The organism is Alistipes montrealensis (genome assembly GCF_018362775.1).
Taxonomy (GTDB): Bacteria; Bacteroidota; Bacteroidia; order Bacteroidales; family Rikenellaceae; genus Alistipes; species Alistipes montrealensis.
In genome coordinates, this window is record NZ_JAGYXY010000001.1 from 783,956 (window position 1) to 801,439 (window position 17,484).

13 protein-coding genes are annotated in these 17,484 nt (G+C 58.8%); 9 read left to right on the forward strand and 4 right to left on the reverse strand.

Annotation, left to right across the window (positions count from 1 at the left end):
• Positions 1–24: 24 nt before the first annotated feature.
• Together KG007_RS03055 and pssA are read right to left on the reverse strand one after the other, a co-directional pair.
• Positions 25–2,169, reverse strand: a complete 2,145-nt coding sequence (locus KG007_RS03055; protein WP_213347308.1) for a putative porin — start codon at positions 2,167–2,169, stop codon at positions 25–27.
• Between the two features lie 57 nt (positions 2,170–2,226).
• Positions 2,227–2,946, reverse strand: coding sequence for a CDP-diacylglycerol--serine O-phosphatidyltransferase (pssA, locus tag KG007_RS03060; protein WP_195458542.1), 720 nt, complete (start codon positions 2,944–2,946; stop codon positions 2,227–2,229).
• A gap of 87 nt (positions 2,947–3,033) precedes the next feature.
• On the opposite strand from pssA, the gene KG007_RS03065 reads away from it, so the two are divergent.
• The 9 genes from KG007_RS03065 to gdhA all read left to right on the forward strand — a co-directional run bounded on the left by KG007_RS03065 (position 3,034) and on the right by gdhA (position 15,212).
• A complete protein-coding gene (locus KG007_RS03065) occupies positions 3,034–4,107 on the forward strand; it encodes a mannose-1-phosphate guanylyltransferase (protein WP_195458543.1) in 1,074 nt (357 codons plus the stop codon).
• 84 nt (positions 4,108–4,191) lie between these two features.
• On the forward strand, positions 4,192–5,445 hold the full coding sequence (locus KG007_RS03070) for a UDP-N-acetylmuramoyl-tripeptide--D-alanyl-D-alanine ligase (protein WP_213347309.1): 1,254 nt from the start codon (positions 4,192–4,194) through the stop codon (positions 5,443–5,445).
• Positions 5,446–5,500: 55 nt separating this feature from the next.
• Positions 5,501–7,240: a DUF4091 domain-containing protein gene (locus tag KG007_RS03075; protein WP_213347310.1), complete on the forward strand. Its 1,740-nt coding sequence runs from the start codon at positions 5,501–5,503 to the stop codon at positions 7,238–7,240.
• 221 nt (positions 7,241–7,461) lie between these two features.
• Positions 7,462–7,788, forward strand: a complete 327-nt coding sequence (locus KG007_RS03080) for a nucleoside triphosphate pyrophosphohydrolase family protein (RefSeq protein ID WP_195458546.1) — start codon at positions 7,462–7,464, stop codon at positions 7,786–7,788.
• A gap of 22 nt (positions 7,789–7,810) precedes the next feature.
• On the forward strand, positions 7,811–9,814 hold the full coding sequence (locus KG007_RS03085) for an OPT family oligopeptide transporter (RefSeq protein WP_195458547.1): 2,004 nt from the start codon (positions 7,811–7,813) through the stop codon (positions 9,812–9,814).
• A 19-nt stretch (positions 9,815–9,833) separates the two neighbouring features.
• Complete coding sequence (gene pepT, locus KG007_RS03090; protein WP_213347311.1) at positions 9,834–11,051, forward strand: peptidase T; 1,218 nt, start codon at positions 9,834–9,836, stop codon at positions 11,049–11,051.
• Between the two features lie 11 nt (positions 11,052–11,062).
• A complete protein-coding gene (locus KG007_RS03095; RefSeq protein ID WP_213347312.1) occupies positions 11,063–12,988 on the forward strand; it encodes an NAD(+) synthase in 1,926 nt (641 codons plus the stop codon).
• Positions 12,989–13,003: 15 nt separating this feature from the next.
• Positions 13,004–13,606, forward strand: a complete 603-nt coding sequence (locus KG007_RS03100; protein ID WP_249413227.1) for a DUF4923 family protein — start codon at positions 13,004–13,006, stop codon at positions 13,604–13,606.
• Between the two features lie 250 nt (positions 13,607–13,856).
• Entirely contained in the window at positions 13,857–15,212 is a 1,356-nt protein-coding gene (gene gdhA, locus KG007_RS03105) for an NADP-specific glutamate dehydrogenase (protein WP_195458550.1), read from the forward strand.
• Positions 15,213–15,279: 67 nt separating this feature from the next.
• On the opposite strand, the gene KG007_RS03110 is transcribed toward gdhA, so the two are convergent.
• Complete coding sequence (locus KG007_RS03110; RefSeq protein WP_213347313.1) at positions 15,280–15,888, reverse strand: hypothetical protein; 609 nt, start codon at positions 15,886–15,888, stop codon at positions 15,280–15,282.
• Positions 15,889–16,049: 161 nt separating this feature from the next.
• The gene (gene rpoN / locus KG007_RS03115; protein WP_195458552.1) at positions 16,050–17,474 is read right to left on the reverse strand and encodes an RNA polymerase factor sigma-54; all 1,425 of its coding nucleotides are present in this window, start codon (positions 17,472–17,474) and stop codon (positions 16,050–16,052) included.
• Positions 17,475–17,484: the final 10 nt, after the last annotated feature.

A 17,484-nucleotide genomic window follows, 5' to 3' on the forward strand; every position in this document is an offset into this window, starting at 1 on the left:
GCTTACACCGCGCAGAACAGCACGTCAATCATAGAATCCCCACGAGATACCGATTTTGAACATGCCCGGATTCAGCGGATAACGAGCCGCCGAGAAATATTCTCCGTTACCGAACAGTCCTTTATTCACATGCTGATATTTCAAGAATATCCGCATTCTCTTCCACTTTCCCATAACGAAAGCGTCCATGTAGGGATAATTCCCCACTTCGACCTCCCGTTGGTTGTAATACACCGACAGAGCCGGATTGTAACTGGGCGCATAATACCTGGTATTATAGCGTCCGTCCAGACCGATCTGCAAGCGCAGCACATCGCGCACGACCCAAAATTCGTAGTAATACGAAAGGAATGCGCTCAAAAGCGGAACGGGTACAACATCTTGATCCGTACTCCACTGCAACAATACCCTGTTGTCCAAATGAAGTCCGCCTAAGCGGAAATCTTTGCGAGCATACACACTCGTGAGGCTTACGTTTCCGCTGTGCTGGGCGACGTTACTGTCCGACGCGTAGTAAATCTTGTCGGAGATGACTCCCTGCCACGCCCCCGCTTCGAATGCGAAATCGGGAACCAAAAACTTGACCTCGAACCGAGTTTCATTCTCCTTACTTAAAGGAGTGTTCCATATATAATGGTTCGAGAATAGATTCTCCTGCCAGTAGTTCGGCGAACGGCGGTCCATCGAGAACCGGCCTTCGAGAATCAGGGGGTGTCCGCGGAGCGATCCTTTCAGCGCGAGGTGCGCGCCGATCGAAAGGTCTCCGCCTCTGTATCCCGACGGGTAGAATTTGAGATTTCCGTCCCAGTCGACATATTTCTTTATCTTTCCGCTGACGGAGCCGTAAAAGAAGTAACTCGTTTTGTTGACCTTCGTATACTTTCCCGTCAGGAAATCTTTCAGTTCGAATTGCGAATAGGTATGCATGTCGATCCCGACGCCGGCGTCGAGTGTTCCCACGATCCCGTTCCGGTCCCAGGGCTGCGCCTGGACGAAGAACCGGTTCGAGATGTTACGCTCGTAGATCGAGTCGCGCGTCTCCAGCGGATTGATGTACCAGTTCTCGTAGTAATTGCCCTCCGCAGAGACGAAGTCGCCGTTTTCGTCCCGGTGGTCGCGTTCGTTCGTATAGGGTGCGTTCTTGTCGGTGTAGATTTTGCTCCACGAACTGTATTCGAACGAATGGCCGACGTACACCGCCGAAAGGTTCGCCATCGAAAAATCGCTCTCCGTAAGCCGCTGCAACGGGATACCGTAAGACTGCGTGACGAAGAAGGCGTTGTTGCGGTAAAGGTTCGTAGCCTCGGCGTCAGCCAGACGCATCGGCACGCCCGAAGGCATTTCGAACGTCGTGTCCGCAATGGCCCATTCACCGACCACGCCACCGTTTTCCTGCTGCTCGATATGGTTGTTGTAGTACCCCGCATGGACCGAATAGCGCTTGCCCGTGTGGCTGACCGCCACGGCGAGGTTGTGGTTCTTGGTTCGCGACCAGACATACTGGCCGCGCGTACCTCGCGATTTGTAATCGACGTTGAAACCCGTCGTCGGGGAGATGTTCTGCGCATGCATGATCCCGAAATTCTCCTCGCGGAAACGCTTCTGCCCCGACTCTGCGTAGTTCATGCGGATTATCGGCTTCTTCGTATTGTAGAAGGGCACGTTTTCCATATCGTAGGTATACGCATAATAGGGACTCGCAAAACTGAAGTCAAAGAACTGCGGACGCCGGAAATAGTTCAGCGGCAGCGACGTTTGGCCCAAAGCGCCCTGGGCGATGTCGCCCACGTCTTCCCGGTAGAACGGATAGTCGATCCGGTAATCGGTCAGCGTGGTGTCCAGCGGCCCGATCTCGACGCGGTTGAAATCGCGGCTCACGTGCCATTTGAAGTTGTTCAGCGCGCGGATCGAATCGCTGAAAAAATAAGATTCGAGCGGCTTGCGGATTTTACGCTCCTTTTTGGTGGTATCCTGCGGCGGCTGGTCCTCCCCCTCCTCGCCTTCCGGGGTTTCGTAGGGGTTGTTACCGTAGAGATTGCCCGTCTGGCCGTTGCGCTGGGCACGCTGGAGGGTCTTCGCATCAAAGCCCTGGGAACGCACCCCCTGAGGTACTGCAAAAAACAGACCGAACAGGAGCGTCAGCAATATGCGGTTCGATAATCTCGACATGTCAGCCAAAGAGCGGAAATCCGCGGCAAATATAATTAAAAAAATTTAAATATACAACTATTCGGCTTTCCCACAGCCTTTTGTCCGGCAGGCAAGCCCCCGCACGAGCGAAACGAGAATATACAGCACGATGACCGCCGGCACGGCGTAACCGCGCAGGAGGACAGCCATCACGACGGCTGCGACAATAAATCCGTAACGCAGTTCGTTTCCTTTCCAACCGAAGCCGTGAAACTTGAGGGCGAACATCCTCACGTTCGAAATCATCAGCAGCCCCACGACCACCGCAATGGCCAGAATCGCCTCACGCGGAAGTTCCAACCCATTGGTTTCGAACAATAGCCCCAGCGAACCGCAGAGCATCGCCGCCGCCGGGCTGGGCAATCCGCAGAATTCCGTGCGCTGCGTATCGTCGATATTGAACTTCGCCAGCCGCAGCGCGGCGCAGGCCGTAAAAACAAAAACGATCAGCCCCGGATACCCCTCCGGCAGCCAGACGCCCGGCATCCGCTGATAAAGCGAATACATGATCGCCGCGGGAGCCAGTCCGAACGAAATATCGTCGGCCAGCGAATCGAGCTGCAACCCGATAGGCGAACTCTGGTTGAGCAGGCGCGCCACGAAGCCGTCGAAAAAGTCGAACACGGCGGCCAGAACCATCAGGCCGAAGGCCAGCTTCAGGTCGCCCCAAACCAGCGCCGAAACCACTGCGACCGAACCGCAGAGCAGGTTCGAAAGAGTCAGCAGATTGGGTATCGTGAATAATTTGATTTTCATTCCCAGGGCGAAAATTAATTTTCCAATAGGCGGCAAAGTTACTAAAATATTTTTATCTTTGTCGAAGTTAACTCCATATAATAACTCATGGCTAACAATAAATATTGTGTCATCATGGCGGGCGGCATCGGATCACGCTTCTGGCCCAAAAGCCGGCAGTCGATGCCCAAGCAGTTTCTCGACATCCTCGGAACAGGCAAATCCTTTATCCGCCACACCTACGAACGCTTTGCAAAGATGGTTCCGGCGGAGAATTTCCTCGTGGTGACCAACGACAAATACAAGGGCCTGGTACTGGAACACATTCCGGAAATCGGCGAAAAACAGATACTCTGCGAACCGGTAGGGCGCAACACGGCCCCGTGCGTCGCCTATGCGGCCTATACACTGATGAAGCAGAACCCCGACGCCGAAATGATCGTCACCCCAGCCGACCACCTGATCCTCAACGAGGACGACTTCCGGGAGATCATCGCCGAATGCCTCGCCTTTGCATCGGAACACGATGCACTGATGACCGTGGGCATCAAGCCCACGCGTCCCGACACGGGCTACGGCTATATCCAGGTCTCGGACAACAATCCGATCAGCAAGGTCAAATGCTTCACCGAAAAGCCCGACCTCGAACTGGCCCAGGTTTTCCTGCAATCCGGGGAGTTCTATTGGAACTCGGGCATCTTCATCTGGAAGGTGCGCTCGATCGTCGAAGCCTTCGAAAAGTATCTCCCCGAACACCACGCACTGTTCAGCGGCGTGATGCGCGCCATCGGGACCGACGCCGAACGCAACGTCGTGGAGATCGCCTTCTCGGAGTGCCGCGCCATCTCGATCGATTACGGCATCATGGAGAAGGCCGACAACGTCTATGTCCGCTGCGGCGAGTTCGGCTGGAGCGACGTAGGAACGTGGGGATCGGTCTACCAGCACTCGCGCAAGGACCGTTACGCCAATGCCATTCCCGAGAACGGCTGCTACCTCTACGAAACACGCAGTTCGATCGTCTCGCTCCCGAAGGACAAGATCGCCGTGATCAGCGGCCTGAAGGAGTATATCGTCGTCGACACGGACGACGTGCTGCTGATCTGTCCCCGCTCCGAAGAGCAGAACATCAAAAAATTCATCGACGAAGTCAAGTTCCACAACGGAGACAAACACATCTGATTCAATGAATCAGATGTGTTTGGACTCTATACGACATTCCTTCCGAATCCCCCTTCCGCAGGGGGACTTTTAACAAAACCTTCCATGTCCGAACTATACGACCTTTTCAGCAAATACCCCCGTATCTCGACCGACACGCGCCGGATCGAACCGGATTCGATCTTTTTCGCCCTGCGGGGCGCCACGTTCGACGGCAACCGCTTCGTTCTGGAAGCGTTGGAAAAAGGCGCGGCATATGCCGTCTCCGACAGTCCGGAGGTCGCGGCTTCCGATGAACACCAGCGCATCCTGCTCGTCGACGACACGCTGAAAGCCTTGCAGGACCTCGCCCGCGAGCACCGCCGGGCACTCGGGATTCCGATCCTCGCCATCTCGGGCAGCAACGGCAAAACCACCACGAAGGAACTCGTCAGCCGCGTGCTGGCCGAGCGGTTCGAAGTCTACGCCACCCACGGCAACCTCAACAACCACATCGGCGTTCCGCTGACGCTGCTCTCGATGACCCGCGACACGGAGTTCGGCGTGGTGGAGATGGGCGCGAGCGCCTGCGGCGAACTGGCCCTGCTGGCGTCGATCGCCGAACCGAACTACGGGACCCTGACCAACATCGGCATGGCCCACCTGCTGGGCTTCGGGGGACCAGAGGGCGTGCGCCGCGGCAAAGGCGAGTTGTTCGACTTCCTCGCGGCAAACGGAGGCCACGCCTTCGTTCCGGCCGACGACGAAATCCTGACGAGCATGGCCTCCGAGCGCGACTCGCTGGCTACCGAATATTACTCCGTATCGCTGGCCGACGGCGTCGAGAACCACCTGGACGGCAGCTACAACCGGTTCAACATCGCGGCGGCTGTCGCCATAGGACGCTATTTCGACGTTCCCGACGAACGCATCCGCCACGCCATTGCCGGCTACGTCCCCGACAACAACCGCTCGCAGCGGGTCGAAACGGCCCGCAACACGCTCGTTGCCGACTGTTACAACGCCAATCCGTCGAGCATGCGGGCTTCGGTCGGGAATTTTTTGGCCGAACCGCTCGGAGAACGCTGTCGCCGGGTGCTGATCCTGGGCGACATGCTCGAACTGGGCGAGTGGTCCGAACACGAACACGCCGCGATCATCTCGCTGGCGGCGCAGAATCCCGCGGCGGAACTGCTGCTCGTCGGCTCCGAATTTGCCAAAGCCTACGACAACCTCGCGGAAAAGCCGGCCAACGTCACGCTCTGCCCCACACGCGACGACCTGCTTTCGCTGCTGAAAGTCTCCCCCGTGGAGAATGCCCTCGTGCTGATCAAAGGCTCGCACGGCATAGGGCTAGACCGGGTACTGGAAGCTCTCTGACCGTATCCGGAAAAACGAATCGGAAAGCGAACCCCCAATAAACCGTTCTTATCTTATGAAAACACACCTGCTTGCTCTGCCCCTGCTGGCATTGCTCTCCTGCACCGGGACCCCGTCGCAGACGGCCGTCTCGCATTTCGACTGGACGGAACCGGCCGATCCGCAGGGTGAGAATCCCGAAGCGTGGACCGGGATCGAAACTCCCGTCGTCTCGTTCGGCTCGACAGACCTCCGCTATCCCCGCACGACGCCCTACGAAGACGCCGTTACGAACGAAGCGACCCTCACAGGCTGGCGCGGCGAGAAAGTCTCGGCCCAGGCGGTCGTCTCCGCTCCCGCGGCTGTCGACGGTTTGACCTGCACAGCAAGTGATTTTCGTGCGGCCGACGGCGCTAAACTCGCCGGCATCACCCGTGTGCGCTTCGTGAAATACGTCGTCAGCGACCGTTTCCTGCCCGATCAGGCGTGCGGCGCCCGGCCGGCAAACAATCCGGCGCACCTCGAAGCGGACCTGCTCGACGAGGCCGCCTCATTCGACATGCCCGCCCGGTCGACCCGTCCCCTCTGGATTACGGTCGACATCCCGCGCGACGCCGCCCCCGGACACTATACCTCCCAGATCAACGTGAAGGGCAAAGGCGTCGACGAAACGCTGACCCTGCACCTGAACGTTACGGAACGTACCCTACCCGCTCCCTCCGAGTGGGCCTACCACCTCGACCTGTGGCAGCATCCGGCTGCCGTGGCGCGCGTCGAAGGGGTTCCCGTCTGGAGCGACGAACATTTCGAACGGATGCGGCCGACGATGCAACAACTCGCCGACGCCGGGCAGAAGGTCATCACGGCGACGCTCAACAAGGAGCCTTGGAACAACCAGTGCTATGACGCCTATGCCGATATGATCGTCTGGACACGTCTTGCGGACGGTACGTGGGAGTACGACTTCACGGTTTTCGACCGCTGGGTAGAGTTTATGCTCGAACTGGGTATCGGCAAGTATATCAACTGCTACTCGATGCTGCCGTGGAACAACATGCTCCACTACAAGGACGCCGTAACGGGCGAATTCGTCGATGTCAAGGCCGATCCGGGCACGCCTGCTTTCCGCGAGATGTGGAGCCCGTTCCTGCCCGCCTTCGCCGATCACCTCCGCCGGAAAGGATGGCTCGACATCACCAACATCGCCATGGACGAACGCTCCCCCGAAGTAATGGCCGAAGCGACCGCCCTGCTCAAAGAGGTCGCCCCTGAACTGGGCATTGCGCTGGCCGACAACCACAAGATCTTCAAGCAGTATCCCTATATCAAGGACATGTGCGCCAGCATCTTCGGCCCGATCGAACAGGCCGACATCGCCCAACGCCGCAGCGAAGGCCTCACGACCACGTTCTACGTCTGCTGCTCGTCGGGATTCCCCAATACCTATACGTCATCGGCCCCGGCCGAGGCGACCTACCTGAGCTGGTACGCCGCAGCCGAAGATTACGACGGATTCCTGCGCTGGGCCTACAACTCGTGGGTCGAGGACCCGATCCGCGACTCGCGGTTCCGCACCTGGGCCGCCGGGGATACCTACCTCGTCTATCCCGAAGGCCGCTCGTCGATCCGTTTCGAACGTCTCGTCGAAGGCATCCAGGACTGGGAGAAAATCCGGTTGCTGAAAACGGAATTCAGCGGCGACGAAGCGAAACTGCAAACCCTCCATAACCTGCTGGAGCCGTTCCGCTCGTCCGTCGCCTTCGACGGTTGGGAACAAACCCTCCGCAATGCCCGGGCGACGCTGAACACGCTCTGATCCGCCCCACGAAACTAAACAGGCTGTGCAATTGCACAGCCTGTTTAGTTATCAATGTTTCAGCACCCTTCCGGGCGGCAGGTCCCAACCGCCGCATCTAGCACCCGACCGCCTCTATTTACGACCCGCCGCCCCGTTTTCCGCAGGAACCGGGGCTTTTTACTGCGTATTCTTAAATTATTTTGCTATTTTTGTCTCTTGTAAACTTTCAAATCAAAGCCATGACACTCAACGAATACCAGCAGCACGCCCTCGAAACGGCAATTTACCCCGACGACCGCCGCATCATCTACCCCACGCTCGGACTTACGGGCGAAGCGGGCGAAGTGGCCGACAAGGTCAAAAAAGTGATTCGCGACGCCCACGAGGAGTTCACCCCCGAGAAGAAACTCGAAATCGTCAAGGAAATCGGCGACGTGCTGTGGTACTGCGCCACCCTTTCGCGCGACCTTGGCTACGAACTGGACGAGGTGGCGCAGATGAATGTCGACAAACTCCGCTCGCGCATGCAGCGCAACCACATCACCGGCAGCGGCGACAACCGGTAATCAAAATCAAAAACGAACATACATGGAACCGAACAAAATCCAGACTTCGCTGCCCGAAAACGCCTACCGCGAACTCAAGCCGGGCGAAGAGTACGTTCCCGTGATGCCCGCCTCGTCGAATCCGAAGGAGGTGACGCCTTATTCCGTCATCATGGGCATCGTCATGGCCATCGTCTTCTCGGCCGCCGCCGCATTCCTCGGCCTCAAGGTCGGCCAGGTCTTCGAGGCCGCCATCCCGATCGCCATCATCGCCGTGGGCATGGGATCGGTACTGGGCAAGAAAAACATGCTGGGGCAGAACGTCATCATCCAGTCGATCGGCGCCTCGTCGGGCGTGATCGTCGCCGGAGCGATTTTCACCCTCCCGGCGCTCTACATCCTGGGGCTCGACGCCGCCTTCTGGCAGGTGTTCCTCTCGTCGTTGTTCGGCGGCCTGCTGGGCATCGTGCTGTTGATCCCCTTCCGCAAATACTTCGTCAAGGAGATGCACGGCAAATACCCCTTCCCCGAAGCCACGGCGACCACCGAAGTCCTCGTCTCGGGCGAGAAGGGCGGTAACCAGGCCAAACTGCTGGCCGTCGCGGGACTCGTGGGCGGATTGTACGACTTCGTGGTCGGCACGTTCGGACTGTGGACCGAGTCGGTCTCGACACGCATCTGCGAATGGGGCAACGTCGCCGCCGACAAGTTCAAAGTAGTCTTCGGACTCAACACCTCGGCCGCCGTGCTGGGCCTGGGATACATCATCGGCCTGAAATACGCCATGATCATCACCGCAGGCTCGTGTCTCGTGTGGTTCATACTCGTGCCGATGGTCGGCTCGCTGGCCGACGCCGTCGACCCCGCCGCAATGGTCTCGCTGCTGGGCGTCACGCGTGCCGACATCCTCGCCAACCCGCAGTCGATCTTCACGGCAGAAAATCTCTTCGCCTTCATCGGCAAACCCATCGGCATCGGCGGCATCGCCATGGCCGGTATCATCGGCATCATCCGCCAGTCGAAAATCATCCGCCAGGCCGTAGGCCTCGCAGTCTCGGAGTTCGGCGGCGGCAAAAGCGTGGTCGCGGCTCCCGAGCGTACACAGCGCGACATTTCGATGAAACGCATCCTCACCATTCTGATCGCCACACTCATCTCGATCTTCGTCTTTTTCCACGTCGGGCTTCTCGACGGCTGGGCACAATCCGTCACGGCCATCCTGATCGTCTTCGTCATCGCATTCCTCTTTACGACCGTTGCGGCCAACGCCATCGCCATCGTGGGTACAAACCCCGTTTCGGGCATGACGCTGATGACGCTGATTCTCTCGTCGCTGGTGCTGGTGAGCGTCGGCCTGAGCGGCACGACGGGCATGACCGCAGCGCTCGTGATCGGCGGCGTGGTCTGCACGGCCCTTTCGATGGCGGGCGGCTTCATCACCGACCTCAAGATCGGCTACTGGCTCGGCACGACGCCCAAGAAGCAGGAAGCGTGGAAATTCCTCGGCACGTTCGTTGCTGCAGCAACCGTGGCCGGCGTAATGATCATCCTCAACAAATCCTACGGCTTCGTAGGCGAAGGGGCGTTGGTCGCCCCGCAGGCCAACGCCATGGCGGCTGTGATCCAGCCCCTGATGACCGGCGGCCAGACCCCGTGGATGCTCTACTTCTGCGGTGCGGCGCTGGCGCTGGTACTGACCTCGATCGGCGTTCCGGCCCTGGCCTTCGCGCTGGGCATGTTCATCCCGATGGAGCTGAATGCCCCGCTGGTCGTGGGCGGACTGGTGGCCTGGTTCGTCTCGAACCGTTCGAAGGACGAAGGGCTGAACAAGGCCCGCTTCGACCGCGGCACGCTGATCGCCTCGGGCTTCATCGCCGGCGGCGCGCTGATGGGTGTGGTAAGCGCCATCCTGAAATTTGTCGGCGTCGACTGGTTCCTCTCCGGCTGGGCTTCGTCGAACGCTGCCGAGTGGACCGGCCTTGCGATGTACCTCGTACTGATCGGCTACTTCGCATGGCACACCCTGCGGGCAAAAAAGGAAGAGTAACATTTAATCTGCAACGACAATGGACTTGAAAGAACGTTTTCTGAAATACGTATCGTTCGACACGCAGTCGGACGAAAACAGCACGACATTCCCCTCGACCGAAAAACAGAAGGTCCTGCTCGCGGCCCTGCGCGACGAAATGGAGACCCTCGGCATGACCGAGGTCACGATGGATCAATACGGCTATGTGATGGGCACGATCCCCGCCTCGAAAGGGTGTGAGAACGCCCCCGTCATCGGCTTCATCGCCCACGTGGACACCTCGCCCGACATGAGCGGCAAGGAGATCAAACCCCGTGTGATCGAAGAGTACGACGGCAGCGACATCCCGCTCAACGGACAACTCACGATGAAGGTTTCGGACTTCCCCGAACTGACCTTCTTCAAGGGCCACACGCTGATCCATACCGACGGCACGACGCTGCTCGGCGCCGACGACAAGGCGGGCGTCGCAGAGATCATGACTGCCGCGGAATACCTGCTCTCGCACCCCGAGATCAAACACGGCAAAATCCGCATCGGCTTCACCCCCGACGAGGAGGTGGGCCGCGGCGTCGATTTCTTCGACGTGAAGGCCTTCGGCGCCGACTTCGCCTACACGGTCGACGGCGGCATGGAGGGCGAACTGGAGTATGAAAACTTCAACGCCGCGAGCGCGAAGATCGAGATCCAGGGCCGCAACGTCCACCCGGGTTACGCCAAGGCGAAGATGATCAACGCCATCGACGTGGCATGCGAGTTGCAAAGTTTGCTGCCCGCCTCGGAACGCCCGCAGTTCACCGAAGGATACGAAGGATTCTACCACTGCGTCGGGCTCAACGGCACGGTCGAAAATGCCTCGGTAAGCTACATCATCCGCGACCACGACGCCGACAAGTTCGAGCAGAAGAAGGTCTTCATGTGGGCGTGCGTCGACCTGCTGAAAAAGAAATACGGCGACGACGTGCTGAAACTCACGCTCAAGGACCAGTATTTCAACATGCGCAAGATGGTCGAGCCGCACCCGCAGGTGATCGACAAAGCCCTGAAAGCGATGGAGACGGCCGGCGTGAAACCGCTCGTAAGGCCCATCCGCGGCGGAACCGACGGCGCACGTCTCTCGTTCATGGGACTGCCCTGCCCCAATCTTTTCACCGGCGGCATGAACTTCCACGGCAAATTCGAATACTGCTCGCTCACGACGATGCACAAGGCCCAGCAGGTGATCCTGAACCTGGCGCAGCTGTGGTGCGAATAAAAAGATAACCTATGGACAATTTCGGTTTTCTGAAGGTAGCGGCGGCTATTCCGCACGTACGGGTCGCCGACTGCGACTACAACACCGAGCGGATGGTCGCGATGGCCGAGGAGGCCGCCCGGCGGGGCGTCGAGATCGTAGCATTCCCCGAACTGAGCGTCACGGCCTACACCTGCGGCGACCTCCTGTTACAGCCGACGCTGCTCGACGCAGCCGACACGGCGCTGGAACGCCTCGTGCGCGCCACGCGTAAACTGCCCCTCACGCTGATCGCAGGCGTCCCCTTGCGCCACGGCTCGACACTCTACAACTGCGCCGTGGTCTTTACGCAGGGGCGTGTGCTGGGGGTAGTCCCCAAGACCCATATCCCCGACTACGGGGAATTCTACGAAAACCGCTGGTTCGCATCGGGCGCCGGAATTTCCGAAGAACACATCGTCGTCGCAGGCCACGAGGCCGACTTCGGCGCCGACCTCACGTTCGAAATCAACGGCACGGAATTCGGCATCGAAATCTGCGAGGACCTCTGGACTGCCATGCCTCCGTCGTCGCAACTAGCGCTCAACGGCGCAAAAGTAATCTTCAACCTCTCGGCCTCGCCCGAAGCGGTCGGCAAGCACGCCTACCTGCGGCAACTCGTGGCCCAGCAGTCGGCCCGCGCAATCGCGGCCTACGTCTACTGCTCGGCTGGCTTCGGCGAATCCTCCACCGACCTCGTGTTCGCCGGCAACGGCATCATCGCCGAAAACGGCGCAGTGCTGCGCGAGTCCGCACGCTTCTCGCCCGACGAACAACTCGTCGTCGCCGACGTGGACATCGAGCGGCTGGAATTCGAACGCCGCCGCAACACCTCGTTCCGCGCGAACGAAGGAGCTACGGAGAACACCGTCATCGAAATGGAGATTCCCGAAGGACTCCGCGGCGTGGTGCTCGACCGCGACATCGACCCGATGCCCTTCGTTCCCAAGGACGAGACGGACCGGAGCGAACGCTGCGAGGAAATCTTCCAGATCCAGTCGCACGGACTGGCCCAGCGGCTGACCCACACCCGTGCCGAAAAAGCCGTCGTCGGCATTTCGGGCGGACTCGATTCGACCCTCGCACTGCTCGTCACGGTCCGGACTTTCGACAAACTGCGGCTCGACCGCTCGGGCATCATCGGAATCACAATGCCCGGATTCGGAACCACCGACCGCACCTATAACAATGCGCTCTGCCTGATGCGCGGGCTGGGCGTCACCATCCGCGAAATCCCCATCCGCGACGCCTGCCTCCAGCACTTCAGGGATATCGGCCTCGACCCTGCGGACCGCTCGGCAGCCTACGAAAACGCCCAGGCGCGCGAACGCACGCAAATCCTGATGGACGTAGCCAACATGGAATGCGGACTCGTGGTCGGCACGGGCGACCTCTCGGAACTGGCGCTGGGCTGGGCCACCTACAACGGCGACCAGATGTCGATGTACGGCGTCAACGCCTCGGTTCCCAAGACCCTGGTGCGCCATCTGGTGAAATGGGCCGCCCACACGGAGAAAGACGCCGCCACGCGCGCCGCGCTGCTCGACATCATCGACACCCCCGTCAGCCCCGAGTTGCTCCCGGCCGACGCCGAAGGGAAAATCGCGCAGAAAACCGAGGACCTCGTGGGTCCCTACGAACTTCACGATTTCTTCCTCTACAATTTCCTGCGCGCGGGATACGGCCCGGCGAAAATCCTGCTGCTGGCCGAACAGGCCTTCGACGGGAGCTACGACCGCGCTACGATCCTCCGGTGGCTCACCGTCTTCTTCCGCCGCTTCTTCACCCAGCAATTCAAACGTTCGGCCATGCCCGACGGCCCGAAGGTGGGTTCGGTAGCCCTTTCGCCCCGCGGCGACTGGCGCATGCCCTCCGACGCCTCGGCGGCGGCGTGGCTGCGCGAACTCGACGAACTATAACGGAACGCCCTATAGATGATGAAAAAACTGCTATTACCCCTGCTCTCCCTGCTCCTGCTCGGCGGACCGACCGCAGCTCAGGATTGGAAAGACGCCCTGAAAAAAGCCGCCACAGCGGCCGCTGACAAAGCCACCGACGGCAAACTGACGCAATATGCCCTTGCCGGAACATGGAACTATACGGGTCCGGGCGTCAAGTTCGAAGGAGGCGACATCGCCTCGGAAGTCGGCGGTGCGGCCCTCGAAACCGCCGTCGTCAAACAACTCGAAAAAGCCTACGCGAAGGCGGGAATCCGGCCCGGCGCCGGTACGTTCACCTTCTCGAAGGACGACGACACCTTTACCGCAACGCTCGGGACCCACACACTCTCGGGGACCTACGAATACGACGCTCCGACGCACGTCGTAACGCTCCACTTCGCCAAGGGAAAATTCAACTTGGGATCGGTTCCCGGCCACGCCTACATCAGCGGCACGGAGCTGGTACTGGTCTTCCCGGTCACCAAACTCGTCGAAGTCGTAACGGCACTCGGCAGCAAGGTTTCTTACTTTTCAACGGCTACCGCATTGCTGTCGAAATACAAGAACGTCTACGTCGGTTTTGCCTTTTCAAAATAACACGGACTTTCCGGCGAAAAAAACAGAAAAAAAAATAAAAAAAATTTCAATGACGGATTTACTGCAAATCCGTCATTTTTCATTACGGATTTTTATCCCTATAACCCAACTCTTTCGCAGACAGTAAGCAAATGGAGAATCTTCGTAAATAAAATATTTTACGAATTTCTTAAAGAAGTTGCAAAACTCCGATAAATGTTCTATTTTTAGGGGCGAGAAATAACACAAACCCCTCAAAATCGAATCGCTTATGAACGAACAAGCCCAACAGTACGTCGAAGATTTCATGGCCCGGTTGATTACACGTAATCCCGGAGAGCCGGAATTTCACCAGGCCGTCCGCGAGGTGGCCGAATCGCTGGCGCCCCACATCGTAACCAGCCCCATCCTGCAGAAAATGAAGGTGCTGGAACGCATTGCCGAACCCGAGCGCGTGATCATATTCCGCGTACCCTGGCTCAACGACAAAGGCGAAATCGAAATCAACCGCGGTTACCGCATCCAGATGAACAGCGCCATCGGTCCCTACAAGGGAGGTATCCGTTTCCACCCCTCGGTGAACCTCTCAATCCTCAAATTCCTGGCTTTCGAGCAGACCTTCAAGAACAGCCTCACGACGCTCCCGATGGGCGGCGGCAAAGGCGGTTCTGATTTCAACCCGAAGGGGAAGTCAGACAACGAAGTGATGAAATTCTGCCAGTCGTTCATGACCGAACTGCAACGCCACATCGGCCAGGACACCGACGTTCCGGCAGGCGACATCGGCGTCGGCGGCCGTGAAATCGGCTTCATGTTCGGCCAGTACAAGCGCCTGCGCGACGAATTCACCGGCACGCTCACCGGCAAGGGCCGCGACTGGGGCGGCAGCCCGCTGCGCCCCGAAGCCACGGGCTACGGAACCTGCTATTTCGCCCAGGAAATGCTCGCCACGCGCAACGACTCGTTCAAGGGCAAGACGGTCTGCATCTCCGGCTCGGGCAACGTCGCCCAGTATGCCTGCCAGAAGGCTACGGAACTGGGCGCCAAGGTCGTGACGCTCTCCGACTCGTCGGGTTACATCCACGATCCCGAAGGCATCAGCCCCGAGAAACTGGAATACGTCATGGAACTGAAAAATATCTTCCGCGGCCGTATCAAGGAGTACGCCGACAAGTATCCGTCGGCAACCTACTACCCCGGCGAACGTCCGTGGAGCGTAAAGTGCGACATCGCCATGCCGTGCGCCACGCAGAACGAACTGAACGGCGACGAAGCGCAGGCATTGGTTTCCAACGGCTGCATGTGCGTAGCCGAAGGCGCCAACATGCCCTCGACGCCCGACGCCATCCGCATCTTCCAGCAGAACAAACTGCTCTATGCCCCGGGCAAGGCAGCTAATGCCGGCGGTGTGGCCACCTCGGGACTCGAAATGACCCAGAACTCGATGCGCCTCACCTGGTCGCCCGAGGAGGTCGACGCCAAGTTGAAATCCATCATGCAGAATATCCACTCAGTCTGTGTCCAGTACGGAACCCAGGCCGACGGTTACATCAACTACGTCGTGGGCGCCAACATCGGCGGTTTCATGAAGGTTGCCAACGCCATGCTCGCCCAGGGCTGCGTTTAGATCACGGCAACAACACAAAAAAACCGGTCGGGATACCCCGACCGGTTTTTTGTTTATATACGGAACCTTACAGAAAAAGTACCGCAAGGAGGGCTACGGCAAAACCGCCGCAGAACCCGGCCAGCACCTGCCGGCCGTTATGGCATCCGAGGTAGAGGCGCGCCGATGCGAGCGCCCCCGCGCAGAGGATCGTGACCATGAGGGGAACAAGCATGTTGCCCACGCCGACGACGTTCATCACCACGAGCAGCGCCACGACGGCCCCCATACCCGTAAGGTGGAGGCTGATTTTCCAGTAGAACGACACCACGAGGCACAGCACTTCGCAGCAGGCTGCGGCAATCATAAATTTACGCAGGAAAATCGCCGAAGGGATTTTTGCAATGGTAATGGCGCACAGCACATAGCAGACAGCCCCGACGAGCAGCGGCAGGAACCGCTCCCTCCGGTCGTCGACCCGGTAATCGGAGATGCGGCCCAGCGAGCGCAGCACGCCGAGCGACAGGATCGGAATAACAATCGCATAGAGCGCCACCACCCACAGCAGGTAGAACTTCACATTGGGAGGATAGTGCGCGAAAGTGGTCATCGTCAGCAGCACCGCCATCAGGTAGACAGGCAGCAGAAACGGGTGCAGGACCCAGGATATGCCGGTCGAAAGTTTCGTGTAATTCATGCGTTCCATTTATTTACATAATCCGGCGCGATCTTCACGGCGAAATTCCGGGTGCGTCGCGACAAAGCCCCGCCTGAGGCGTTTTTTGGGAGTAGGTCCGATTTGCAAACGACGCCAAAGGCGGCGGCAACAACGGCGGACAGCGATCCGACCGCCCACTTTTATATCTGCTTCCGCAAGCGTGCTACGGGTATTCCAAGCATCTCGCGGTATTTGGCTACGGTACGCCGCGCGATGCGGTAACCCTTCGAATTGAGGATATCCATCAGCGTCTCGTCGGTCAGCGGGCGGCGTTTGTCCTCCTCGTCGATGCACTGCTGGAGGATGTTCTTGATCTCGTAGCTCGATACCTCCTCGCCCGAATCGGTCTGCATGGCCTCCGAGAAGAGCGATTTGAGGAGGATGATCCCGAACTGCGTCTGCACATACTTGCTGTTCACCACACGCGAAATGGTCGACACGTCGAGCCCCGTGCGATCGGCGATGTCCTTGAGGATCATCGGGCGCAGTTTCGACTTGTCGCCGTCCTTGAAATACTCCTGCTGGTAGTCCAAGATGGTCTGCATCGTGCGCATCAGCGTATCGTGCCGCTGCTTGATGGCCGAAATAAACCACTTCGCGGAGTCGATCTTGTTCTTCACGAACTGGATAGCCTCCTTGTCCTTCTCCTTGACCAGTCCGTCGGCCCCCACCATCTCGCGGATCATCTCCATATAGCGGCGGTTGACGCGCACCTCGGGAACGTTGTAGGAATTCAGCGAGAGGCTGAACCGCCCGTCCTGATAGTCGAGGATAAAATCGGGAATGATATAAGGCGTGGTATCCATGCCGCCCCCGGTGTAGAGGTTCCCGGGCTTGGGCGACAGGTGCTTGATCTCGGCGATCGCATCGCGGAAATCGTCCTCGGAAATTTGCAGCCGCGCCATCAACTTCTCGTAGTGCTTCTTGACGAATTCGTCGAAGTAGTTGGTGAGAATCTTTTTGGCCAGCCGCCGCGAACGGGTGTTGATCGGCATCTGGGCCATTTGCAACAGCAGGCATTCGCGCAGATCACGGGCCCCGATGCCCGCCGGTTCGAGTTCGTGGATGATTCCGAGCAGGTGCTCCAACTCTTCGGCCGTCGTTTCGAGGCCCATCGTGAAGGCGATGTCGTCGGCCACGGACTCCAGGTCGCGGCGCAGGTAACCGTCCTCGTCGATGCTGCCGATCAGGTAGACCGCCAGCCGCATGTCGCGCTCCGGAAGGTTGCGGTAGCCCAGTTGTTCGACGAGATATTCCTGCATCGAACGCCCTTCGGTCAGGTAGACCGGGCGCTGCTTGTCGTCCTTCGAAAAATTGTTGATGCGACTCTTGTACGACGGCGTGTCGTCTTCACGGAGGTATTCGTCGACGGAAATCTGCTGGGGCTGCTGCTCCTCGTCTTCCGTCGAACGCTCCTCTTCTTCCAGCACGATATTGTCTTCGATTTCCTGTTTGATACGCTGTTCGAGCTGCACGGTGGGCAGTTCCAACAGCTTGATCATCTGGATTTGCTGCGGAGAGAGCTTCTGCTGAAGCGAAAGTACCTGTTTCTGATTAATAGCCATATTGGGTCCA